This is a genomic window from Methylococcus capsulatus (genome assembly GCF_036864975.1).
Classification (GTDB): domain Bacteria; phylum Pseudomonadota; class Gammaproteobacteria; order Methylococcales; family Methylococcaceae; genus Methylococcus.
This window is the reverse complement of record NZ_CP104311.1, coordinates 1,429,702-1,447,680: the sequence shown is the minus strand read 5'-3', so window position 1 is coordinate 1,447,680 and position 17,979 is coordinate 1,429,702. Positions and strand designations below refer to the sequence as shown.

Here is a 17,979-nt window from a genome sequence, read left to right as displayed (position 1 = left end):
AGCAGTACATGGCTCCCCACCTGGACCACGTCGACCGCGTTGCAGCTGACGCCGTTCCGATAGGGCTGGACAGCTTCACTGCCGTCGCGGCGGAGCCGTTCCCACACTTCAAAACACCGCTTGGGCGGCTGGAATAATGCAGCCTACGGGGCCAATCCCAAAAACGCAAAAGCCCCCGCAGCGGGCGCTGCGAGGGCTCATTTTCGCCGGGAACCGCGGCTTTATGGCTTGGAGATCGTGATGTTGACCCAGGCGCCCTTGGCCGGCACTTCCCAGACTTCGCCGGTGGTGGTGAGCTTGGGTTTACCGTCGACCTCGCCCATACTCCAGTCGTCCACTTCCAAGACGTTACCGACATACAGCATATAATAGCCGGTCTTGGGGAGGGTGATGGACTTGCTGATGGAACCAGCGGTGCCGTCGTTCAGTGCCAGCCCTTTGAAAGCCGTGGGATGCATGATGAGCTTCTTCGATGCCTCGTACTTGTCGGCATCGTAGCCGGAATCGACGTAGTACATGGTGTAGCTGTCCGGCTTCATGGGATAAAGCTCGGGGTCGACTCCCGCGGGCGCGGTGTGATCGGCTTTGGCCGGCAGGCCCTGCACGGTCCAGTCGGCATGCTGGACGATCACGTGACCGATAACGACGTCGGAGTCCGCGGGCAGCGCAGTCTGGCCTTCGTCGAGGTCCTGAGTGCCCGCCCAGAACAGAGGACCGCCCTCGGGCCGCCAGAACAGGATGAAACCCGGATGGGCGCCTCTCAGGCTGGCCTCCTGCGCATCGCGCTGGACGCTGAGGGTGATCTTGTCGCCGGCCTTGCCGTTGAAGAAGGACCATTTGCCGGTATGGGTCCAGCCGCGCCAGATGTCCTGGCCGTCGCTGACCGGCGTAATGGTGTCGTCGTTCCACTTGACACCCGTGGTCGGGTCATAAAACGAAGTCTTGCCGACCGCCAGCGCGAAGCTCTTGTTGTAACCGGAGAAGTCACGCGGCGGTCCGTAGACCGGCGTCCCCGGTCCCGGCGGCGAAGAAACCTTGAAGTTGATGACCGGACTGGAATAGGTGCCCGGATTCTTGAAGGTCTCGACGACCTCCGCCACGCCCGAGTCACGCCCGTCGCAGTTGGAGTCCACCCCGTCCAGCGTCGCTTCGGTGGCGCCCGGATGAACCTTGGGGTCGAAGTCATTGCAATCGACGTCGGCATGATAGCTGTCACCGTCCCGGTCCAGCATATCGAGACCCGCAGAGTTCGCATTCCCTTTCAAGGCGATCTTGGACAGCACGATGCCGTTCTTGGTCTTGGTCTTGGCCTGGCCAGTGACCGGGACGTTGAAGTAGCCGTGCAGGCTGCCGATCGCGACGTCGACCGGGAATTGCGGCAGATTGATGCTGGTGTTCTGGTCCTTGTAAAGCCGCGCCAGGGCCGGCTCGCCGGTCCATTTCAGCTTGAGCATGATGGCCTTGGCGTTCCAGGTAAATTTCAGGATGCCGCCGCCGGGCACGTTGATCACCGCCATGCCGCCCTTGGCGCCGAATTTTTTCTTGGTGGCATCGCCGAGCCTGCCCGTTGCCAGGGTCTGGCCCTGCACGACAGCCGACCAGGTCGTGTCCGGGGTGATGTCGGCCATGCCGACGTGTTCATTGAATTCGAAGTGTCCGTCCAGTACCAGCAACTCGGTGCTGACTTCCTGGCCTTTCTTGAGCTTTTCCGAATAAGCTTCCGAATAGCTCAGGTGGGCGACCGCGGTGACGTCGTGAGTGCCGCCATGGGCGGCGGCCAGTTGCGGCATGGCAGTGATGAGGCCGGCGGCCAATAAAGAGTAACGATGCTTTTCGTTCATGGTGTCTCTCGTAAGGTGTTGCAACGACCCTCCAGGTATCAAGGCGTACCCTCGGATCCCTCGATGCTTCCCTGCAGGGCCTGGATCGGCGCCAGTCCCTGAGCGGTACGGCCTTTCCTGCCCACCGCCGGTATTTCCAGAAATTCGTCGTCGGCCAGGCCGTCCCCGTCGGCATCGCTGACGGACTGATGATCGCCGACATGGCCGTTCGGCACGCTGAGCGCCGGGTGATCGAAAGGCGCCGCTTCGTCCCGCACCCGCTCGTCGGTGAGCGACTTGAGGAAGGCGACGAGGTCGTCCTTCGGGCCTTGCTCGTTACCGATGATGTCGCTCAAGGTGGGCATCTCGACCACCTTGTCGCGGCTGGCGTAGTTACCGACCCTGATGTAGAAGTCGATGACCTGATTCAGGGTGAGAGCGGAACCGTTGTGGAAATACGGCGCCGTCAGCTCCACGTTGCGCAGCGTAGGTATCTTGAAGGTGCCCTGCACGCCGGCCCGCAACAGACTGCTGCGCCCGGCTTCGGCCTTGGCGGCTTCCGCGGCTGCCACCGCCTGGGTCGGGATCATGGCCAGTTTGGGAAGAACACAGCCTGCGCTGCCCCGCGGATCGGGCTGCAACTGGTCGTCCGGGAAGCCGTAAGGATCGGACCTGGAGCTCTTCACGAACGGCGCGGTGAACAGACAGGGCCGGACTTTCAGTTCGTCGAAGACGCCGTCGCCGTTCCCCACCAGCTCAGCCAGATACTGCTTGGCAAATGACAGCGGCTGTGAGGGATTGCTCGCGCTGTCGTTCCCAAGCCCGGGATCGAACGAATGATGGGTGACGCCGGTGTTGACGAAACCCACGTCCATCAGCCGCGTATTGCCCAAAGGATCGTTGGTGCGGTCCACCAGGGTGTAGCTGTTCGGAGCGAGCTTGACAGCCTTACCCTTCACCAGCCTCACGATCTCCGGGCTGGCAGCCGTCGATGCCAGCGGTCCGGTATGGCAGAGAATGCAGTGGGCATTGATGAAATGCTGCAGCCCCCGGAGCTGCGCGGCGGTCATGGCCTCAGGAGCCTCGATCAGATAGTCGGGATTGGGACAGCCCGCCGCCGGATGCAGCTCCTGCCCGTCGAAGCAGATCTGAACCTTGGCGGAATCCACGGGTGCCTGGTCGGAAATCAGCGTGCGCAGGTAGGCCTGCACCGCCACACCGAAATAGAGGGCGAAATTGGCCTCCATCTGGGTATACGGCTCGGAGGCCCCGGCCGGCATGCCGAAGATCTCCTGGTTATTGCGGGGCGCCTTGCCCGACCAGTACGGGCTGCGGAAAGCCTTCTTGATCAGAGCCGCGTAGGTCTGGGTCAGCCCCCGGCCTTGCGCCGAGCGGTACCCGGCGAGTACGCTGTCTTCGGCATGGACTTCTTGCCGTTCCAGTGCGCGGCGCTGCAGCAGTTTGCGGCCGACGTCCGGGAAGGTGCGGCCGTTGCAGGACATTTCCTGGTTGTTGATCGGAGGACCCACGGCCTGGGAGGCGAGCGAAGAGTTCTCCAGCCGGAGGGGCTTTTTCTTCGGCTTACCGTTCACCACCACCCAGACGCCGGCCCCGGTATCGCGCAGCCCGTCGCCGTTGACACCATTGAACACGCTGTTGGCCCGGCCGTCCCAGAACTGGCGGTGAAACAACGCCGCGTTGACGACGGTCGGAGTATTGCGGGGCTCGACCTGGCGAGTGCGGATGCCGCCAACGTGGTAGACGCCGTCATGGCCAGCGCGAACGCAGTCGTCCAGTGTCTCGCCCGTCTTGCTTACCCCCCTGAACTCGCCCGCATAGGTGCCGGAAGACGACATGACATTGTCGGTTTCGGCCGTCATGCCGGAATCGCTGTCGCTGGGATCGGCGAAGCGGACGAAGGGAAAGTCGTCGGCGGTGAGCTGGTAGTTCGGCCCGCCCGCCCCACCGGAAGCCATGGGTTTGAAACCCGCGGACAGTTGGGGATACAGAAGATTGCCGGCGGCATCGGTCAAATGCCGCTTGCCACCCGGATTCAGCGCGTTTTTCGTCCGCACGTCCGCGCCGGCGTGGAAATGGCAGCTCGCACAGGCCATGCCATCGCTGCCGACGTTCATGTCCCAGAACAGCGCCTTGCCGAGCACCAGCAGCGCCTTTTCGTTCTTCACGACCTTGCCCAGACCCGGAATGGGCGGCGGCCGGACGTCCTTCAACGAAAAAGGAAAAACCAGCGCCCCGTGCGCGGATGCGGCCGGGGGATAGCTGGCTGCTGCCATCAGCAGGGTGAGTAGAGTTGCCGAGCCGATCGCCAGCAGGCTCGAAGAGCCGGGGCGCATGGAATCATGGCGGACATGTTTGAACATGCCTCAATCTAAGGCAAATTCGATACCATCATCAAAAAAGACTAATAAACAGCGTGCTACCCAACGCTGGCGAGAAATCCGGGCCATCGATTGCGTAATTTCCCGCAATCACCGCGTCATCTCGCTCAGCAGACACCGCACCTCCCGGTCCGCAAGGCGGACCGGGAACAGCGCATGATTTCCCCTCTCAAAGAGCGAGTGACTATCTGTCGTCCGGGTTCACCAGCCTGAACACCAGAGCAGTCGCGCCGCTCCCCGCCAGGTCGGACAACAAGTAGATCCAGAGGTTGGACCAAGCCGACAGCCCCATGGTAGAAATCCCTACGGCGACTGCTGGATTAAAGGCTCCGCCGGAAATGTTGCCGACGGCAAATGCCCCGGTCATTACCGTCATGCCTATCGCCAACCCATAAAACGAATTGCCCGCCGTACCCTTTGCCGTGGCGGCATTCAGTACGACGTAGACCAGTGCAAAGGTGAACAGGAACTCGGCTACCAAAGCAGGCCCCACGGCCGGCGCCATGGCGGTCACCTCCGCCCCTGCCTTGAGGAATTTGACGACGGCGGCCGCGAGGCCGCGCCGATGATCTGGCTGACCCAGTAAGGGGTGACGTCCTTACCGCGGCAGCGCCCGCTGATCCTACCCTCAGCGTGACGGCCGGATTGTAATGGCCGCCTGAGATGTGACCCCCGGCGAAAATCATGACCATCAGCGCGGAACCGATCGCAAGGGGCGGAATGACGCCACCCGCGCTGGCGATCACGGTGCACCCGCCGGTAAGTACCAGGAAAAATGTGCCAATCAATTCGACGATGTATTTGTTCGTTGCCCGCCTAGTGATCTTGGAATCATCAAGACATCCGGAACCAGCTCCGGATGTCTGAACCGGACTATAGCAACGGAAACGTTAGAGCCGTCCAAATGCGATCCAGTGGTGGTCGCTCACCACAGCAACCCGGCAGGAGCCAAGCCCCGCGGCATCCAGTTGCAGCCGCACTTCATCCGGGCGATAGGCGGCGTGCAGGGAGTTGCGGAAATCCCGCCGCAGGAGGGGCGGGGCATCGGCCGCATGGCGTTCGACCAGTTCGTCGAGGCGTGCCAGCGTGTCGGGCCGCAGCAGGTCCATCACGAACAAGGCCGCGCCCGGTCTCGCATGGCGTTTTGCGGTCTCCCACAATACCGAAGGGGCCGCCAGATGGTGCAGCAGCGAATTGGAGATGACGGCGTCGTAATCCCGGCCAGGCAGCTCGGCGCCGGGGAGGTACCCCCGAATCAGCCGGACACGATCTCGCAGGCGCGCCGCATCCACGGCCCGCTGCGCCAACGCCAGCATCGCCGCGGCTCCATCTATGCCGTCGAGCCGGCAGGCGGGATGGGCCCTGGCGAACCGCACCAGCACGTCGGCCGGCCCGCAGCCGAGATCGAGGCAGATGCCGAAACCCGGCTCACCGGGAAAGCATTCGGTGAACAGGGCGACGAAACGGTCGTGCGCCTCGGAAAAATCCGCTTGCGCATAGGCCAATGCCTGCGCTTCGTCCTCCATCAGTTCGGGTTCTGGTTTTCGTTCCATTAAGAGGCGGCTCGTCTGGCCGCGGCTTGGAGGATGCCTTATTCTTGCGCGCCCCGGGAAGATTTGCCATGTTGACCGAAACCTTCAAGCGCCTGTTGCCGGAAACCCCGGCCTTCGTCTACGACCAGACCGCCATCGACCAGATCCTGTTACGTTTCAAAGAGGCGACCGGAGAGTCCGGCCCGAAGCTGCTGTATTCGGTCAAGTCGTTTCCGTTCCTGCCGCTGTTGCGGCGAATCGCGCCTTACGTCGATGGCTTCTCGGCCAGTTCGCTATTCGAGGCGAAGCTCTGCGCCGAGGCGCTGGCAGGACGGGGCAGCCTGCACATCACTACGCCGGGATTTCGGCCCGGCGAGATCGAAGAAATCGGCAGGCTCTGCGATTTCATCAGCTTCAATTCACTGGGACAGTTCGACCGCTGGGCGGAACGGGTGGAAGGCACGGCCAGCGTGGGACTGCGAGTGAATCCGCAGCGGTCCTTCCTGCCCGACCCCCGTTACGACCCCTGCCGCCCCTATTCGAAACTCGGAGTTCCGCTCGACCACCTGGCCGGCGCCGGGCGTATGGAACGGCTGCAAGGACTCCATTTTCATACCGTCTTCGACTGCGCGGGTTTCGGTCCCCTCGTGGAAACACTGGCCGAGCTGGAGAACAAGCTGGGAGAAGATCTGAAACGGTTGCGGTGGATCAACCTGGGCGGCGGTTACCGTCTGGACCGGGAGCTGGAACACATGGCCGGCCTTTCCACCCGGCTGCAGCACGATTATGGCTTGGATGTCTATTTCGAGCCGGGCAAAGCGGTGACCGGCCCAGCCGGCTATCTGGTCGCCAGCGTCATCGACGTTTTCGGCAGCGGAGGAAAGACGGTCGCCATCCTCGACAGCAGCATCAACCATCATCCGGAAGTATTCGAATACCAGCGCAGCCCCCGCCTGGCCGAGTCCTGCGGGGAAGGGGAAGAAAGGGCGATCCTGGCCGGCGCCACCTGCCTGGCCGGGGACCTGTTCGGCGAGTATACCCTCCCGGTGCCCCCCCGCATCGGGGACCGCCTGGTCTTCAAGGATGTCGGAGCCTACACCCTGGTCAAGGCCAACCGCTTCAACGGCCACAACCTCCCCTCGATCTACCGCTGGGACGGAAAGGTGCTTTACCTCGAACAGAGCTATGGCTACCAGGACTACCGGCAACAGTGGGCCGGCGAGCCCGGCCGTCAGTGAAAGTCCACGGGATCGACGTCCAGCGACCACCGCACGCGTCGCTCCGGTGCCTCCTGCAGCCGGGCCAGGGCGTCCGTCAAAACGGTGTGCAATGCCTCCCGCCGGTCGCTCTTGAGCCAGAGCTGGGCCCGGTAGCGCCCGGCCTGCTTCGGCATCAGCGCGGGCGCCGGCCCCAGCCAATGCACCGCGCTGCTCTTGCCACCGGCCTCCTCCCTAAGGCGCGCGAGGAAATCCATCGACAGCGCGAGTTCCTTCGACTCCGCGCGCCACAAAGCCTGATGGCCGAAGGGCGGCAGGCCGGCCGCCTCGCGCTCGGCGAGCTCCGCGGCGGCGAAACCGGGGTAACCTTCGCGTAGCAGCCGCTGGAGCAACGGATGATCCGGATGGCGGGTCTGAAGCAACACCGTGCCAGGCTTTTCGCCCCGCCCGGCGCGGCCGGCCACCTGCACAATCAGCTGGGCGGTATGCTCGGCCGCCCGGAAATCGGTGCTGTAAAAACCCGCGTCCACATCGAGGATTCCGACCAGAGTCACGCCGGGGAAATGATGCCCCTTGGCCAGCATCTGGGTGCCCAGCAGTATCCGCACTTCGCCCTGCTGCACCCGCTCCAGCATCCGCTCCAGGCTGCGGCGACCGCGGGTGCTGTCCCGGTCGATCCGCACCACGCCGACGTCCGGAAACAGCCGCTGCAAAGCTTGGTCGACCCTTTCGGTACCGACCCCCAAGGGTCGCAGGTCCTCCTGGCCGCAGGCCGGACAACGCCCCGGCAGAGCGTGCTCGGCGGCGCAGTGATGACAGCGCAGCCGGCTTTCCCTGGCGTGCAGCACCAGGTTGGCATCGCAGCGCCTGCATTGCGCGACCCAGCCGCAGCCGTGACAGACCAATGCCGGTGCAAAACCGCGGCGGTTGAGGAACAGTAGTACCTGATCACCCGCGGCCAGAGTATCGTGCATCGCCGCGATCAACCCTTCCGATAGCCCGTCCTGCAAACGGCGCGAGCGGATGTCGAGCACGCGGTAGCGCGGAGCGACCGCGGCGCCGACCCGGCCCGGCAAAACCAGCCGGGCATAGCGCCCTCGCTGAACATTGCGGATCGACTCCAACGAAGGTGTAGCGGATCCGGCGACCCATGGAATGTCCGCCATGCGGGCGCGCATCACGGCCACGTCCCGCGCCGAAAAACGGAACCCCTCCTGCTGCTTGAACGAGCGATCGTGTTCCTCGTCCAGAATGATGATTCCCGGCCGCCGCATCGGAGCGAACACCGCAGACCGTGTCCCGAGCAACACTCCGACCGCCCCTCGCTGAAAACCCAGCCAGGCGGCGGCGCGCTCGGTTTCGTTCAAACCGGAATGGAACACGGCCAGCGGCGCTTCGATGCGCTCGCGCAGCCGCCGCTCCAACTGCGGTGTGAGGCTGATCTCGGGTACCAGGACCAGCGCCTGCCTGCCGCGGGCGATGACCCGCCGGATCACCTCGATATAGACTTCGGTCTTGCCGCTCCCGGTCACTCCTTCGAGCAGGAAGGCGCCGTATCGGCCGAGGTTCGCCGATATCGCTTCGACCGCGGCCAGCTGAGCGGGGTTGAGCTGCAGGGGTGGGCAGGCAGCGCAGGGAATCCCGCATTCCGGCAAATCCGCCCATTCCGCCCAGCCGCGCTCGACCAAACGCCGGGCGGCGTCGCGCACCGTCCGGGCCGAACCCGCCAGTTCCGCCAGACGCGATGCCGGCAGCGGCTGCCCCCGACCACGCAAGGCTTCGAACAGCCTGCGCTGAACCGGAGCGCGACTGAGCATCGCCGGATCGAGGGCAGCACCGGCCGGCGTGAGGACCAGCCCATTAGGGCGGGCGAGCTCAGCCGCCCCTCCTTTCCGTAGATGCACCGGAAAGGCCGACTGGATGACCTCCCCCAGCGGATGATGGTAGTAGTGCGCGGCCCATCGCAGCAGCTTCAGATCAGTCGCGGACAGCAGCGGCTCTTCGTCCAGCACCGCCCCGGCCTGGCGCAACCGCTCGACATCGCAACCAGGCGTTTCCGCAACCGCAATGAGATAACCCACGCGGATCCGGCTGCCAAAAGGGACGCTCAACCGGATGCCGGGGAGCAAATTTTCGAGGGGGACGCCCGCCGGCGCGAGGTAGTCGAAACAGCGGTAGGCCGGGATGGGAACGGCGACTCTGACGACTGTTTCCATACGGCCATTCGTCATAATCCGCCGTTAGGCTTGCAACCGGCTATGCTTCGCGGCCGACACAGACTTATCCACAAATCCTGTGGATAAGTCTGTGCAAGGGAACCGGGATAAGCCCGCGAGCCCGCAATTTTTCTGGGGTGAGGTCAAACTGTCGAGGTCTTGACCAGACGGGCATAGGCATCACAAAAACAAAGGGTTAGATAAATCCTGAGCGAACTTGCCGGCACGATCGGCAAAGCAATTTCAACTTAGCCTGGCATTTCTGTACACTGTGCATAAGTCGTTGCAGAAACACGTTGATTGGGGCCTGATCTGTCAAGATTCATGAACAATTTTTGAAAGCACTTGAGCCGCTGCAGGAGAAGCCATGCACCACCGCCACCTTCAGGTACTGCGCACGGATGCCTCGGGAATGCCGCTCGAATGGATAGGCTACCAGGAAGCCGCCAAGCTCTACTATCTGGAACAGGTCGCCTACGGCTGCGGCAGCATCCTGTTCCGGCTGCGCGGCGGCATCAACGCCAAGACGGGGCAACGCAGCCGGATCGAGGTGAATTCGATCGTGGCGACCTTCGGCCATGCCAACAGCGGCTACAAGGTCGACATGGGCTACGTGCCGCCGCTCAACAACGCCGCCCTGTTCCGGCGTGACGGCCACATCTGCCTCTATTGCGGCAATCTGTTCCGCCACAGCGAGCTGTCCCGCGACCACATCCAGCCCACCAGCCGGGGCGGTTCGGACACCTGGAACAATGTGGTGACCGCCTGCAAGCGCTGCAACAACCACAAGGCGGGCAGAACACCGGAGGAGGCGAAGATGCAGCTGCTCGCCATCCCCTTCACGCCCACTCATGCCGAATACATCTACCTGCAGGGCCGCCGGGTACTCGCCGACCAGATGGAGTTCCTCAAGGCGCATTTTCCCCGCAAGAGCCCGCTGCACCAACGGCTGAGCTGAGACCGCCCACGCCTCAAGGCGCGGCGGCGATCACATCGCTGATTCGTGAGATCTTCAAGGCGTTGGTGCCACCGGTGCGGCCGGTCAGATCACCTTTGGTCATGATGACCAGATCGTCCATCGTCACCAGATTGCGTTTGAGGAATTCTTCGGCGATTGCCCGGTTCAGCACGTGGTGATCCGAGATGTCCCGCTCATTGAAAAAGATCGGATAAACCCCCCGGAACAGCGTCACCCGCCGGCACACGGCCTCGTGTGGCGTGAGGGCGAAGATCGGGATGCCGGAACTGATGCGCGACATCCACAGGGGCGTCGACCCCGATTCCGTCAGGGCGCCGATGGCCCGAACCGGCAGGTGGTTGGCGATATACATCGCCGACATGGCAATGGCCTCGTCGATGCGGTGGAATTTCTGGTCCATGCGGTGGCTCGATTGGCGCGTCCGTGGATATTTTTCCGCTTCCTTGCAAACCCGCACCATCGCCGCCACGGTACGGTCCGGAAACTTGCCCGTGGCCGTTTCGGCGGATAGCATCACAGCATCGGTGCCGTCGATCACCGCGTTGGCTACATCCGAGACCTCGGCCCGCGTCGGCAAAGGATTCTCGATCATCGACTCCATCATCTGGGTGGCGGTGATGACGACCTTGTTCCGGCTGCGTGCCAAGTTGATCAGCCTCTTCTGCTCATGCGGCAGACGGGCGTCGCCGATCTCCACGCCCAGGTCACCGCGCGCCACCATGATGGCGTCGGAAGCGTCGATGATCCCCTCGATCACGCCGTCCTTGATGGCCTCCGCACGTTCGATCTTGGCCACCAGTCCCATGTTACCGCCGGCCCGACTCAACAGTTCGCGGGCTTCCAGTATGTCTTCCTTCGAGCGCGGAAAGGAAATCGCCAGATAGTCGGCCCCGATCTCCACGGCAGTCTTCAGATCCGCCTTGTCTTTTTCGGTCAGGGCCGGCGCCGAAAGACCGCCGCCGAGCTTATTGATGCCTTTGTGGTTGGACAGTACGCCGCCCACAGTGACGACGCATTTGACACGGGTTCCTTCGACCGATTTGACCTTGAGCTCGATCAGGCCGTCGTTGAGCAGTAGGGTATCGCCTGCTTCGACGTCCGTCGGTAGCGCCTCGTAAGCGCAGCCGACCTGGGTTTCATCGCCCTGGTCCGGCGGAAAGGCGGTGTCCAGGTCGAAAGACTGGCCTTCCTGCAGCACGACCTTGCGGTCGCCCTTGAAGCGGGCGATGCGGATCTTGGGCCCCTGCAAATCGGCCAGGATGGCGACATAGCGATCCATACGCCGGCTGATTTCCCGCACCCGCTCGGCGCGGGCGCGGTGTTCGTCCGCCGTGCCATGGGAGAAATTCAGCCGGACCACGTCGGCACCGGCATTCAGGATTCTCTCGAGCATCTCCGGAGACTCGGAAGCCGGCCCCAGCGTGACGATGATCTTGGTACGGCGAATACCCGTTGTCATCTGGCATTCATCAGAGCGACCGTGGTGTCCAGCATGCGGTTGCTGAAACCCCACTCGTTGTCGTACCAGCTCAGCACTTTCACCAGATTGCCGACCACCTTGGTCTGGGTCGAGTCGAAATTGGAGGAGGTCGTCGTATGGTTGAAATCGCTGGAGACCAGCGGCTGGTCGTTGTAGCCGAGGATACCCTTCAGCTCGTTCTCGGAAGCGGCCTTGAGGACGGCGTTGATCTCGTCCTTGTCGGTTTCCCGGGCGGCGATGAAGGTCAGGTCCACGACCGATACGTTGGCAGTCGGCACCCGGATGGCAAAACCGGAGAGCTTGCCATCCAGCTCCGGCAGCACCAGCCCTACGGCCTGCGCCGCGCCGGTCTTGGTCGGGATCATATTCAGCGCTGCCGCCCGTGCCCGGTACAGATCCTTGTGATAAACGTCGGTGAGTACCTGGTCGTTGGTGTAGGAATGCACGGTGGTCATCAGTCCGGACACGATTCCGATCTTTTCCAGCAGCGGCTTGACCAGCGGCGCCAGGCAGTTGGTGGTGCAGGAGGCATTCGAAATGACGGTATGGGCGGCTTTCAGGGTATGGTCATTGACCCCGTAGACGATGGTCGCGTCGCACTCGTTCTTGTCGGCCGGCGCGGAAATGATCACCTTCTTGGCGCCGGCTTCGAGGTGCACCAGGCATTTGGCCTTGGTGCGGAACGCTCCGGTGCATTCATGCACGACGTCCACGCCCAAGGCCGCCCACGGCAGCCTGGAAGGGTCCTTCTCGGAAAAAACCTTGATGTGGTCGCCGTTGACGATGATTTCGCCCTCGCCGACCTCCACGGCTCCCCGGAACGGCCCGTGCACGGTGTCATGGCGGGTGAGGTGGGCGTTGATCTGAGCATCGCCCAGGTCGTTGATGGCGACGATCTCCACATCCTTGCGCCCGGTTTCGTAAATCGCCCGCAGGATGTTGCGGCCGATGCGCCCGTATCCATTGATTGCAATCTTAATCGTCATTGCCCTGCTCCAGAAGTTACTGAAAAAGTGAGGAATGATTTAACGCGCGAGAGCCCTCGAACCCTTGACGACCGGCGGAGTGAGATGGGCGAGAGCGTTCGAGGCCTTCCCGGCCTGACGCCGGCGGGCCTTCGGCGAGGGAGAATCGAGCATTCTCCGGGGAATCTGCCAAAACAAAGCATCGCCAATATAGCAAAGCGCCGGGGCGAGCGTCCAGTTCTTGCCCTCCGCGCGCCAGGGCTGATAGCTTAAATCAAAAAACCAGTAAGCGGCGCCGATCCAGATGCAGGAAACCTTTTATCGTTCGCGCGAACTCAGACGCGAGACACGCCTGCTCGGCGGGGCGACCTACAACCTCAGCCGGGTGCTGCTCGGCCGCCGCAGGCCCGATCCTCTGTTCGTCCCCATTCGCAGCATGCTTTATCTGGCCGTGGTGGATGACCTCGAGATCGTGTTCGTGGACGGCGCCGGCCCCCGCCACATTCAAATGGCCTGGCAAATGTTCCGCCCCGGCCGGCGGAGCAGCCTGGATGCCCCGGTCCCTTTCGAAGTGGTGTATTACACGACCGAATCGCTCCTGCTCCTCCCCCGCATCCAGAGTGAGTTCCTGCGCGCGCTGGCGCAACTGAAAAACCGGGACGACCGGGGACGGGAAAGCGCGGACATCGTCCCCTTGGCCAAGCGCCGCTGAATCCTCCAGCCTGATTCTTTTGTCGACTTCCATGTCCCGACCACCGACCGCGTTGCCTGCCGCTGCCCTGAATACCATCATTTCGTCGGACGACCTCCCCTTCGTTTCTACCGCCGAACTGGAGCCGCTCGACCATATCCTGGGTCAGCAACGGGCGCAGGAAGCTATCGACGTCGGCCTGGCCATGCGCCGCCCCGGCTACAACCTCTATGTCATGGGCGATCCGGGCACCGGCCGCCTATCGCTGGTGAAACGGCTGCTCGAACGCCGCGCCACCAGAGAGCCCACCCCCTGCGACTGGCTGTACCTCAACCGTTTGGACAATCCGCGCGAGCCGGTCGCCGTATCCCTCCCCGCCGGCATGGGCCGCCGCTTCGCTGCCGACGTCGAGACCTTTGTCGACAGTCTGCTGGCCACCTTTCCGGCGGCATTCGACAACCCGGCCTACCAGCGCCGCCGCACAGCGATCGACCGGGAGTTTTCCCGGCGCTTCGACGAAGCCGTGGAAGCGGTGGGCAGGAAGGCCGAGCAACGAGGCATCCTGCTATTCCGTGACGGCGACGACATTTCCTTCGCACCGCGGGGGGATGGCGCACCACTCGATGAAGCGGCTTTCGCGGCGCTGCCGGAGGCGAAGAAGGCGGAATTCCACGCTCAGGTACGAGAACTCGAGGACGACCTGCACGAAGCGCTGCTGGAACTCCCCCAGTGGAAGCGGGAGGCCACCGAATCGCTGCGGGCGCTGAACCGGGAAACCATCGAGCAGGCGGCGGCGCCCTTGCTGGCGCGCCTGAGCGCGCCCTACGCCGGCTGCGCGGCACTCATCGCCCATATCAACGTCCTGGGCAAACATCTGGACAGGACCGTGGCGGAATACTTGCTTGACGATCGCGGCCAGGATCCGCGTGAGGAAGCGAACCGCCGCAATCGCCTGCTGGACCGCTATGCCCCTTGCGTCCTCGTCAGCCACGATCCGGAGGGCGGATCGCCGGTGCTGTTCGCACCCAATCCGAGCTATCCCAACCTGTTTGGCCGGATCGAACCGCCCGGAGAACAGGATGCCTCACATGCCCATGCGCGGCTGATCTTTCCCGGCCTCCTGCACCAGGCCAACGGCGGTTGCCTGATCGTGGAAGCCGAGCAGCTGGTGAGGGATGCGGAAGCCTGGCCGGCGCTCAAACGGGCACTCAAGACCGGTCAGCTCCGCATCGAGCCGTTCCCGGCCGATGCCACCGCCGGGGCCAGAGTGCAGACCCTGCTGCCAGCGCCGCTTCCGCTTGAAGTCAAAGTGGCCCTGGTGGGTACGCGGGATCTGTATTACCTGTTGGAAGCGGCCGACCCCGATTTCAAGGAGCTGTTCCGGCTTCCCGTGGACTTCGACGATCACTTCCCCCTCACCCCGGAGTCGATGCTGGACTTCGCACGTCTGATCAAGAGTCAAGCGGCACAAGGTGGGCACGCCGACGTTTCTGCCTGCGGCATCGCGGCGCTGCTGGAATACGGCGCCCGTCTGGCCGAACACCAGAGCCGGCTGTCGGCGCGGGTGGGCGACATCTGCGAAGTCCTGGCCGAAGCCGACCTGGAACGACGCAGGGATGCCGCCACCACCGTGCGGGCCGAGCATGTCCGCCGCGCCCTGGCGGCGCGCGAACGGCGTCTGGACCGGCTGAACCAGGAACTGTTGGATGACGTGATGGAAGGCGTCCTGCTCATCGCGACGGAGGGGGAGAAGGTCGGCTGCGTCAACGGGCTGACCGTACTGGAGGCGGGTGAAACCTGCTTCGCCACGCCGGCCCGCATTACGGCGACCGTCTCCCCAGGTGAACGCGGCGTGGTGGACATCGAACGCGAAGCCGAGTTGGGCCAAGCCATCCATTCCAAGGGCGTGCTGATCCTTTCCGGCTGTCTGGCTTTTCGCTATGCCCATGACTTTCCGCTTGCGGTCTCGGCCCATCTCGCCATCGAACAGTCCTACGGTTACATTGACGGCGACAGCGCATCGCTCGGGGAGTTCTGTGCTCTGGTGTCGGCTCTCACCGGCATCCCGATCCGGCAGACTCTGGCGGTCACCGGCTCGATGAACCAGCACGGCGAAGTGCAAGCCGTGGGCGGCGTCAACGAGAAGATCGAAGGCTTTTTCCGTCTCTGCCGGGCGCGTGGCTTCACCGGTGACCAGGGCGTCATCATCCCGGCCGCCAACGTCCGCAATCTGATGCTCAAGGCCGAGGTGAGCGATGCCGTAAGTGAGGAAAGGTTCACGGTGTATGCGGTTCACACCGTGGACGAAGCCCTCGAACTGATGACCGGGAAAGCGGCGCGCACCGTGAACCGACTGGCCGTTTCCCGCCTCAAGGCATTTGCCGACTATGCCGAAAAGAAGGACTGAAAGCGCCTCAGGCCGCCTGCCTCGCCTCGCGGATATGCGCCAACGCATCCGGAAGAACCACCTCCATCGACACCGGCAGATGGTCGGAACAGGCGAAGTCGATCACTTCCAGCCGGTTGACCTGCAGCGAGGGCGTCACCAGGATGTGGTCAAGCATCTTGTGCGGCCGCCAGCTCGGGAAGGTCTTCAAGCGGCAGACCGGGTCGCTCAGATGGGTCGCTTCCAGCAGCAGATCGAGTTCCGGCGTATTCGGCTCGCAATTGAGATCCCCCATTAGCACCACATAGGGCAAATGGCCGATGAGATCGCTGATGAAGCGTAACTGTTTGATGCGCGCGCGGCGGCTCAAGGCCAGATGCGCTACGCAGACAAAGAGTGCATTGCGGGGATCATGGCCGAAACGGGCCAGCAGGGCGCCGCGTCCCGGCATGCCCGGCAGCGGGTAGTCGTGGACGAAGTCGGGGCGGAACCGGCTGAGTAGGCCGTTGCTGTGCAATGCCAGCCTGCCGATCCGGCGGTTGACCTGATTGTGCCAATAAGCAAAGCCCGCGTGCTCGGCCAGATACTGGGTCTGGACGATGTTGTGACTGCGCATTCCACCCCCGTCCACTTCCTGCAGACCGGCGATGTCGAACGGCTTGAGAAGCTGGGCGATGCGGTTCAAATTCGGCAGGCGTTTGGTCGAAGGCCACACATGCCGCCAGCCCCCGGTGATGTAATCGCGGTAGCTGGAAGTGGAAATTCCGGTCTGGATATTGAAGCTGGCCAGACGGAGCACGACGGTTGCCGCATCCGCATTCGCCGGCGCGGGGAGCACATCCCCGACACGTTCCCGGACTGCCAGAGCTCCCCCCATGGACATCCCCTTATTTTATTTTGCCGGCTTGCCGCTTTCTTTGGCGATCAAGTAGTTGGTGATGGCGATCATGTTGGAATAGGACTTGGCGAGCGAACCGGACACGCGGTACTTGCCGTTCACCACCAGCGTCGGTGTACCGCTGATGCCGTAACGGGCTCCCATGCCCTCGGCCTGGCGCATCTTGGCATCCACTGCGAATGACTTGTAGGCCTTCTGGAAGGCATCCTTGGTGACGCCGTGTTCGGTAAAAAATTTGGCCTGCTCGTCTTCACTGGCCAGCGCTAGTTTCTTGACCTGGATGGCCTCATAGAACAATGGATGCAGCTTATCCAGGACGCCCAGAGCTTCAGCCGTGTAGAACATCTTGGCGTGTGCCGCCCAACGGTCGTTGAAAACCGCGGGCTGGCGGATGAAAACCACGTTGTCCGGCTTGGTCTTCAGCCAAGCGTTCAAGTCCGGCTCGAAGTGATAACAATGCGGACAGCCGTACCAGAAGAATTCGAGGACTTCGACCTTGGACGGATCCGAGGTCGGCTGGGGCGGATTGATCACCTCGTAGTCCTTGCCCGCGGTGTACTCTCGGGTTTCCGCGGGAGCCGCAGACAGCAACGAGGAAAACAGCGCCAGAAACGCCACTCCCAGACCGGTGCGCCACATGTGGATGCCTGTATTCACGAATTCTCCTCCGAATCAGGCCGCCCCGCGGCCCGAAGCTCATGCGATCGATTAAGCTTGAAAAGGCCCGGCGATGCCGGCCTTTGCGATCATTTCAAAACCGAAACGAAATCCGAAACCGCGCCGAGGTCCTCATCGCTCAGTTTCCCCGCGATGTCGCGCATCATCTGGTTCCGGTCGTTGCGCCGCTCATCGGCCTTGAACTCGCGCAAGGCCTTGGCAACATAGGCCGAATACTGACCGCGCAAGGCTGGGAAACCGGCTTCCCCATTGCCCTCGCCATGCGGACCATGGCAAGCCGAACAGGCGGGAATACCCTTCGCCAAATCTCCGCTGCGGTAAAGGCGTTCCCCGGCGGAATAATCGCCTTCTTCCTCTTCGATGTGCACGGTACCCTGGGCGAACCAGGCGCTGAGGTCGGCGATGTCCTCGTCGCTCAGCGGCTCGGCAATGGCCGCCATGGTGGATTCGCCCCGGTTCTGGGACCTGAACTCCCGCAGCTGCTTGGTCAGATAGGCGGCATGCTGGCCGGCAAGCTTAGGAAAGATCGGTGCGTTGCTGTTGCCGTCCTCACCGTGGCAGCCTGAGCAGGTCTCGGCCTTCTTTCTGCCCGCCGCGGGATTTCCCTCCGCGTGCGCCCCGGGCCCCGCCGCCAGCGTCACCAGACCGAAACCCAGCGCCAGCGCCTTGATCATCATTGTTTTCATCAGCGGATTATCTCAAAAAATAGCAGGCCATG

The 17,979-nt window shown here is 63.0% G+C and carries 14 protein-coding genes and 1 pseudogene; 4 read left to right on the top strand and 11 right to left on the bottom strand.

From position 1 onward, the window contains the following. Positions 1-221 precede the first annotated feature (221 nt). From mopE to N4J17_RS07080, 5 genes and pseudogenes are all read right to left on the bottom strand, one after another. The gene (gene mopE, locus N4J17_RS07095) at positions 222-1,841 is read right to left on the bottom strand and encodes a copper-binding surface/secreted protein MopE (RefSeq protein WP_198323464.1); all 1,620 of its coding nucleotides are present in this window, start codon (positions 1,839-1,841) and stop codon (positions 222-224) included. A gap of 38 nt (positions 1,842-1,879) precedes the next feature. Beyond that, positions 1,880-4,201, bottom strand: coding sequence for a cytochrome-c peroxidase (locus tag N4J17_RS07090; protein ID WP_198323465.1), 2,322 nt, complete (start codon positions 4,199-4,201; stop codon positions 1,880-1,882). Between the two features lie 202 nt (positions 4,202-4,403). Continuing rightward, positions 4,404-4,724, bottom strand: a complete 321-nt coding sequence (locus tag N4J17_RS07085) for an aquaporin (RefSeq protein WP_198323466.1) — start codon at positions 4,722-4,724, stop codon at positions 4,404-4,406. Between the two features lie 178 nt (positions 4,725-4,902). Further along, positions 4,903-5,007: pseudogene (locus N4J17_RS16590) on the bottom strand (hypothetical protein); the annotation flags it as partial. 102 nt (positions 5,008-5,109) lie between these two features. Next, positions 5,110-5,772, bottom strand: coding sequence for a class I SAM-dependent methyltransferase (locus tag N4J17_RS07080; RefSeq protein WP_198323467.1), 663 nt, complete (start codon positions 5,770-5,772; stop codon positions 5,110-5,112). Between the two features lie 68 nt (positions 5,773-5,840). Between N4J17_RS07080 and N4J17_RS07075 the strand changes: the two genes are divergently transcribed. Next, positions 5,841-6,989 (top strand): carboxynorspermidine decarboxylase, encoded by a 1,149-nt coding sequence (locus N4J17_RS07075; protein WP_198323468.1) that lies wholly within the window; start codon positions 5,841-5,843, stop codon positions 6,987-6,989. Here the strand turns inward: N4J17_RS07075 and N4J17_RS07070 are convergent. Further along, positions 6,983-9,184 carry a primosomal protein N' gene (locus N4J17_RS07070; protein WP_198323469.1) on the bottom strand — a complete coding sequence of 734 codons (2,202 nt, stop codon included), beginning with the start codon at positions 9,182-9,184 and terminating at the stop codon, positions 6,983-6,985. The two genes, N4J17_RS07075 and N4J17_RS07070, sit on opposite strands and share 7 nt — an antisense overlap. Before the next feature lie 367 nt (positions 9,185-9,551). Between N4J17_RS07070 and N4J17_RS07065 the strand changes: the two genes are divergently transcribed. After that, positions 9,552-10,142 (top strand): HNH endonuclease, encoded by a 591-nt coding sequence (locus N4J17_RS07065; protein ID WP_010961810.1) that lies wholly within the window; start codon positions 9,552-9,554, stop codon positions 10,140-10,142. Between the two features lie 13 nt (positions 10,143-10,155). Here the strand turns inward: N4J17_RS07065 and pyk are convergent, their stop codons facing one another. Continuing rightward, complete coding sequence (pyk, locus tag N4J17_RS07060) at positions 10,156-11,622, bottom strand: pyruvate kinase (RefSeq protein WP_198323470.1); 1,467 nt, start codon at positions 11,620-11,622, stop codon at positions 10,156-10,158. Then, the gene (gene gap, locus N4J17_RS07055; RefSeq protein ID WP_198323471.1) at positions 11,619-12,629 is read right to left on the bottom strand and encodes a type I glyceraldehyde-3-phosphate dehydrogenase; all 1,011 of its coding nucleotides are present in this window, start codon (positions 12,627-12,629) and stop codon (positions 11,619-11,621) included. The genes pyk and gap overlap by 4 nt, the downstream gene beginning before the upstream one ends. Positions 12,630-12,912: 283 nt before the next feature. Here gap and N4J17_RS07050 point away from each other — a divergent pair, with 283 nt between their 5' ends. After that, complete coding sequence (locus N4J17_RS07050) at positions 12,913-13,320, top strand: hypothetical protein (RefSeq protein WP_198323472.1); 408 nt, start codon at positions 12,913-12,915, stop codon at positions 13,318-13,320. A gap of 31 nt (positions 13,321-13,351) precedes the next feature. Next, on the top strand, positions 13,352-15,706 hold the full coding sequence (locus tag N4J17_RS07045; RefSeq protein WP_198323473.1) for a Lon protease family protein: 2,355 nt from the start codon (positions 13,352-13,354) through the stop codon (positions 15,704-15,706). A 7-nt stretch (positions 15,707-15,713) separates the two neighbouring features. On the opposite strand, the gene N4J17_RS07040 is transcribed toward N4J17_RS07045, so the two are convergent. From N4J17_RS07040 to N4J17_RS07030, 3 genes are all read right to left on the bottom strand, one after another. Continuing rightward, the gene (locus N4J17_RS07040; protein WP_232470571.1) at positions 15,714-16,562 is read right to left on the bottom strand and encodes an endonuclease/exonuclease/phosphatase family protein; all 849 of its coding nucleotides are present in this window, start codon (positions 16,560-16,562) and stop codon (positions 15,714-15,716) included. Positions 16,563-16,577: 15 nt separating this feature from the next. Beyond that, entirely contained in the window at positions 16,578-17,240 is a 663-nt protein-coding gene (locus N4J17_RS07035) for a thiol:disulfide interchange protein DsbA/DsbL (RefSeq protein ID WP_338457674.1), read from the bottom strand. An 89-nt stretch (positions 17,241-17,329) separates the two neighbouring features. Further along, on the bottom strand, positions 17,330-17,947 hold the full coding sequence (locus tag N4J17_RS07030; RefSeq protein WP_232470572.1) for a c-type cytochrome: 618 nt from the start codon (positions 17,945-17,947) through the stop codon (positions 17,330-17,332). Between the last annotated feature and the right edge of the window lie 32 nt (positions 17,948-17,979).

Coding starts and splice junctions, on each gene's coding strand:
- mopE (WP_198323464.1), bottom strand. CDS start 1,841: ATGAACGAAAAGCATCGTTACTCTTTATTGGCCGCCGGCCTCATCACT.
- N4J17_RS07090 (WP_198323465.1), bottom strand. CDS start 4,201: ATGTTCAAACATGTCCGCCATGATTCCATGCGCCCCGGCTCTTCGAGC.
- N4J17_RS07085 (WP_198323466.1), bottom strand. CDS start 4,724: ATGGCGCCGGCCGTGGGGCCTGCTTTGGTAGCCGAGTTCCTGTTCACC.
- N4J17_RS07080 (WP_198323467.1), bottom strand. CDS start 5,772: ATGGAACGAAAACCAGAACCCGAACTGATGGAGGACGAAGCGCAGGCA.
- N4J17_RS07075 (WP_198323468.1), top strand. CDS start 5,841: ATGTTGACCGAAACCTTCAAGCGCCTGTTGCCGGAAACCCCGGCCTTC.
- N4J17_RS07070 (WP_198323469.1), bottom strand. CDS start 9,184: ATGGAAACAGTCGTCAGAGTCGCCGTTCCCATCCCGGCCTACCGCTGT.
- N4J17_RS07065 (WP_010961810.1), top strand. CDS start 9,552: ATGCACCACCGCCACCTTCAGGTACTGCGCACGGATGCCTCGGGAATG.
- pyk (WP_198323470.1), bottom strand. CDS start 11,622: ATGACAACGGGTATTCGCCGTACCAAGATCATCGTCACGCTGGGGCCG.
- gap (WP_198323471.1), bottom strand. CDS start 12,629: ATGACGATTAAGATTGCAATCAATGGATACGGGCGCATCGGCCGCAAC.
- N4J17_RS07050 (WP_198323472.1), top strand. CDS start 12,913: ATGCAGGAAACCTTTTATCGTTCGCGCGAACTCAGACGCGAGACACGC.
- N4J17_RS07045 (WP_198323473.1), top strand. CDS start 13,352: ATGTCCCGACCACCGACCGCGTTGCCTGCCGCTGCCCTGAATACCATC.
- N4J17_RS07040 (WP_232470571.1), bottom strand. CDS start 16,562: ATGGGGGGAGCTCTGGCAGTCCGGGAACGTGTCGGGGATGTGCTCCCC.
- N4J17_RS07030 (WP_232470572.1), bottom strand. CDS start 17,947: ATGAAAACAATGATGATCAAGGCGCTGGCGCTGGGTTTCGGTCTGGTG.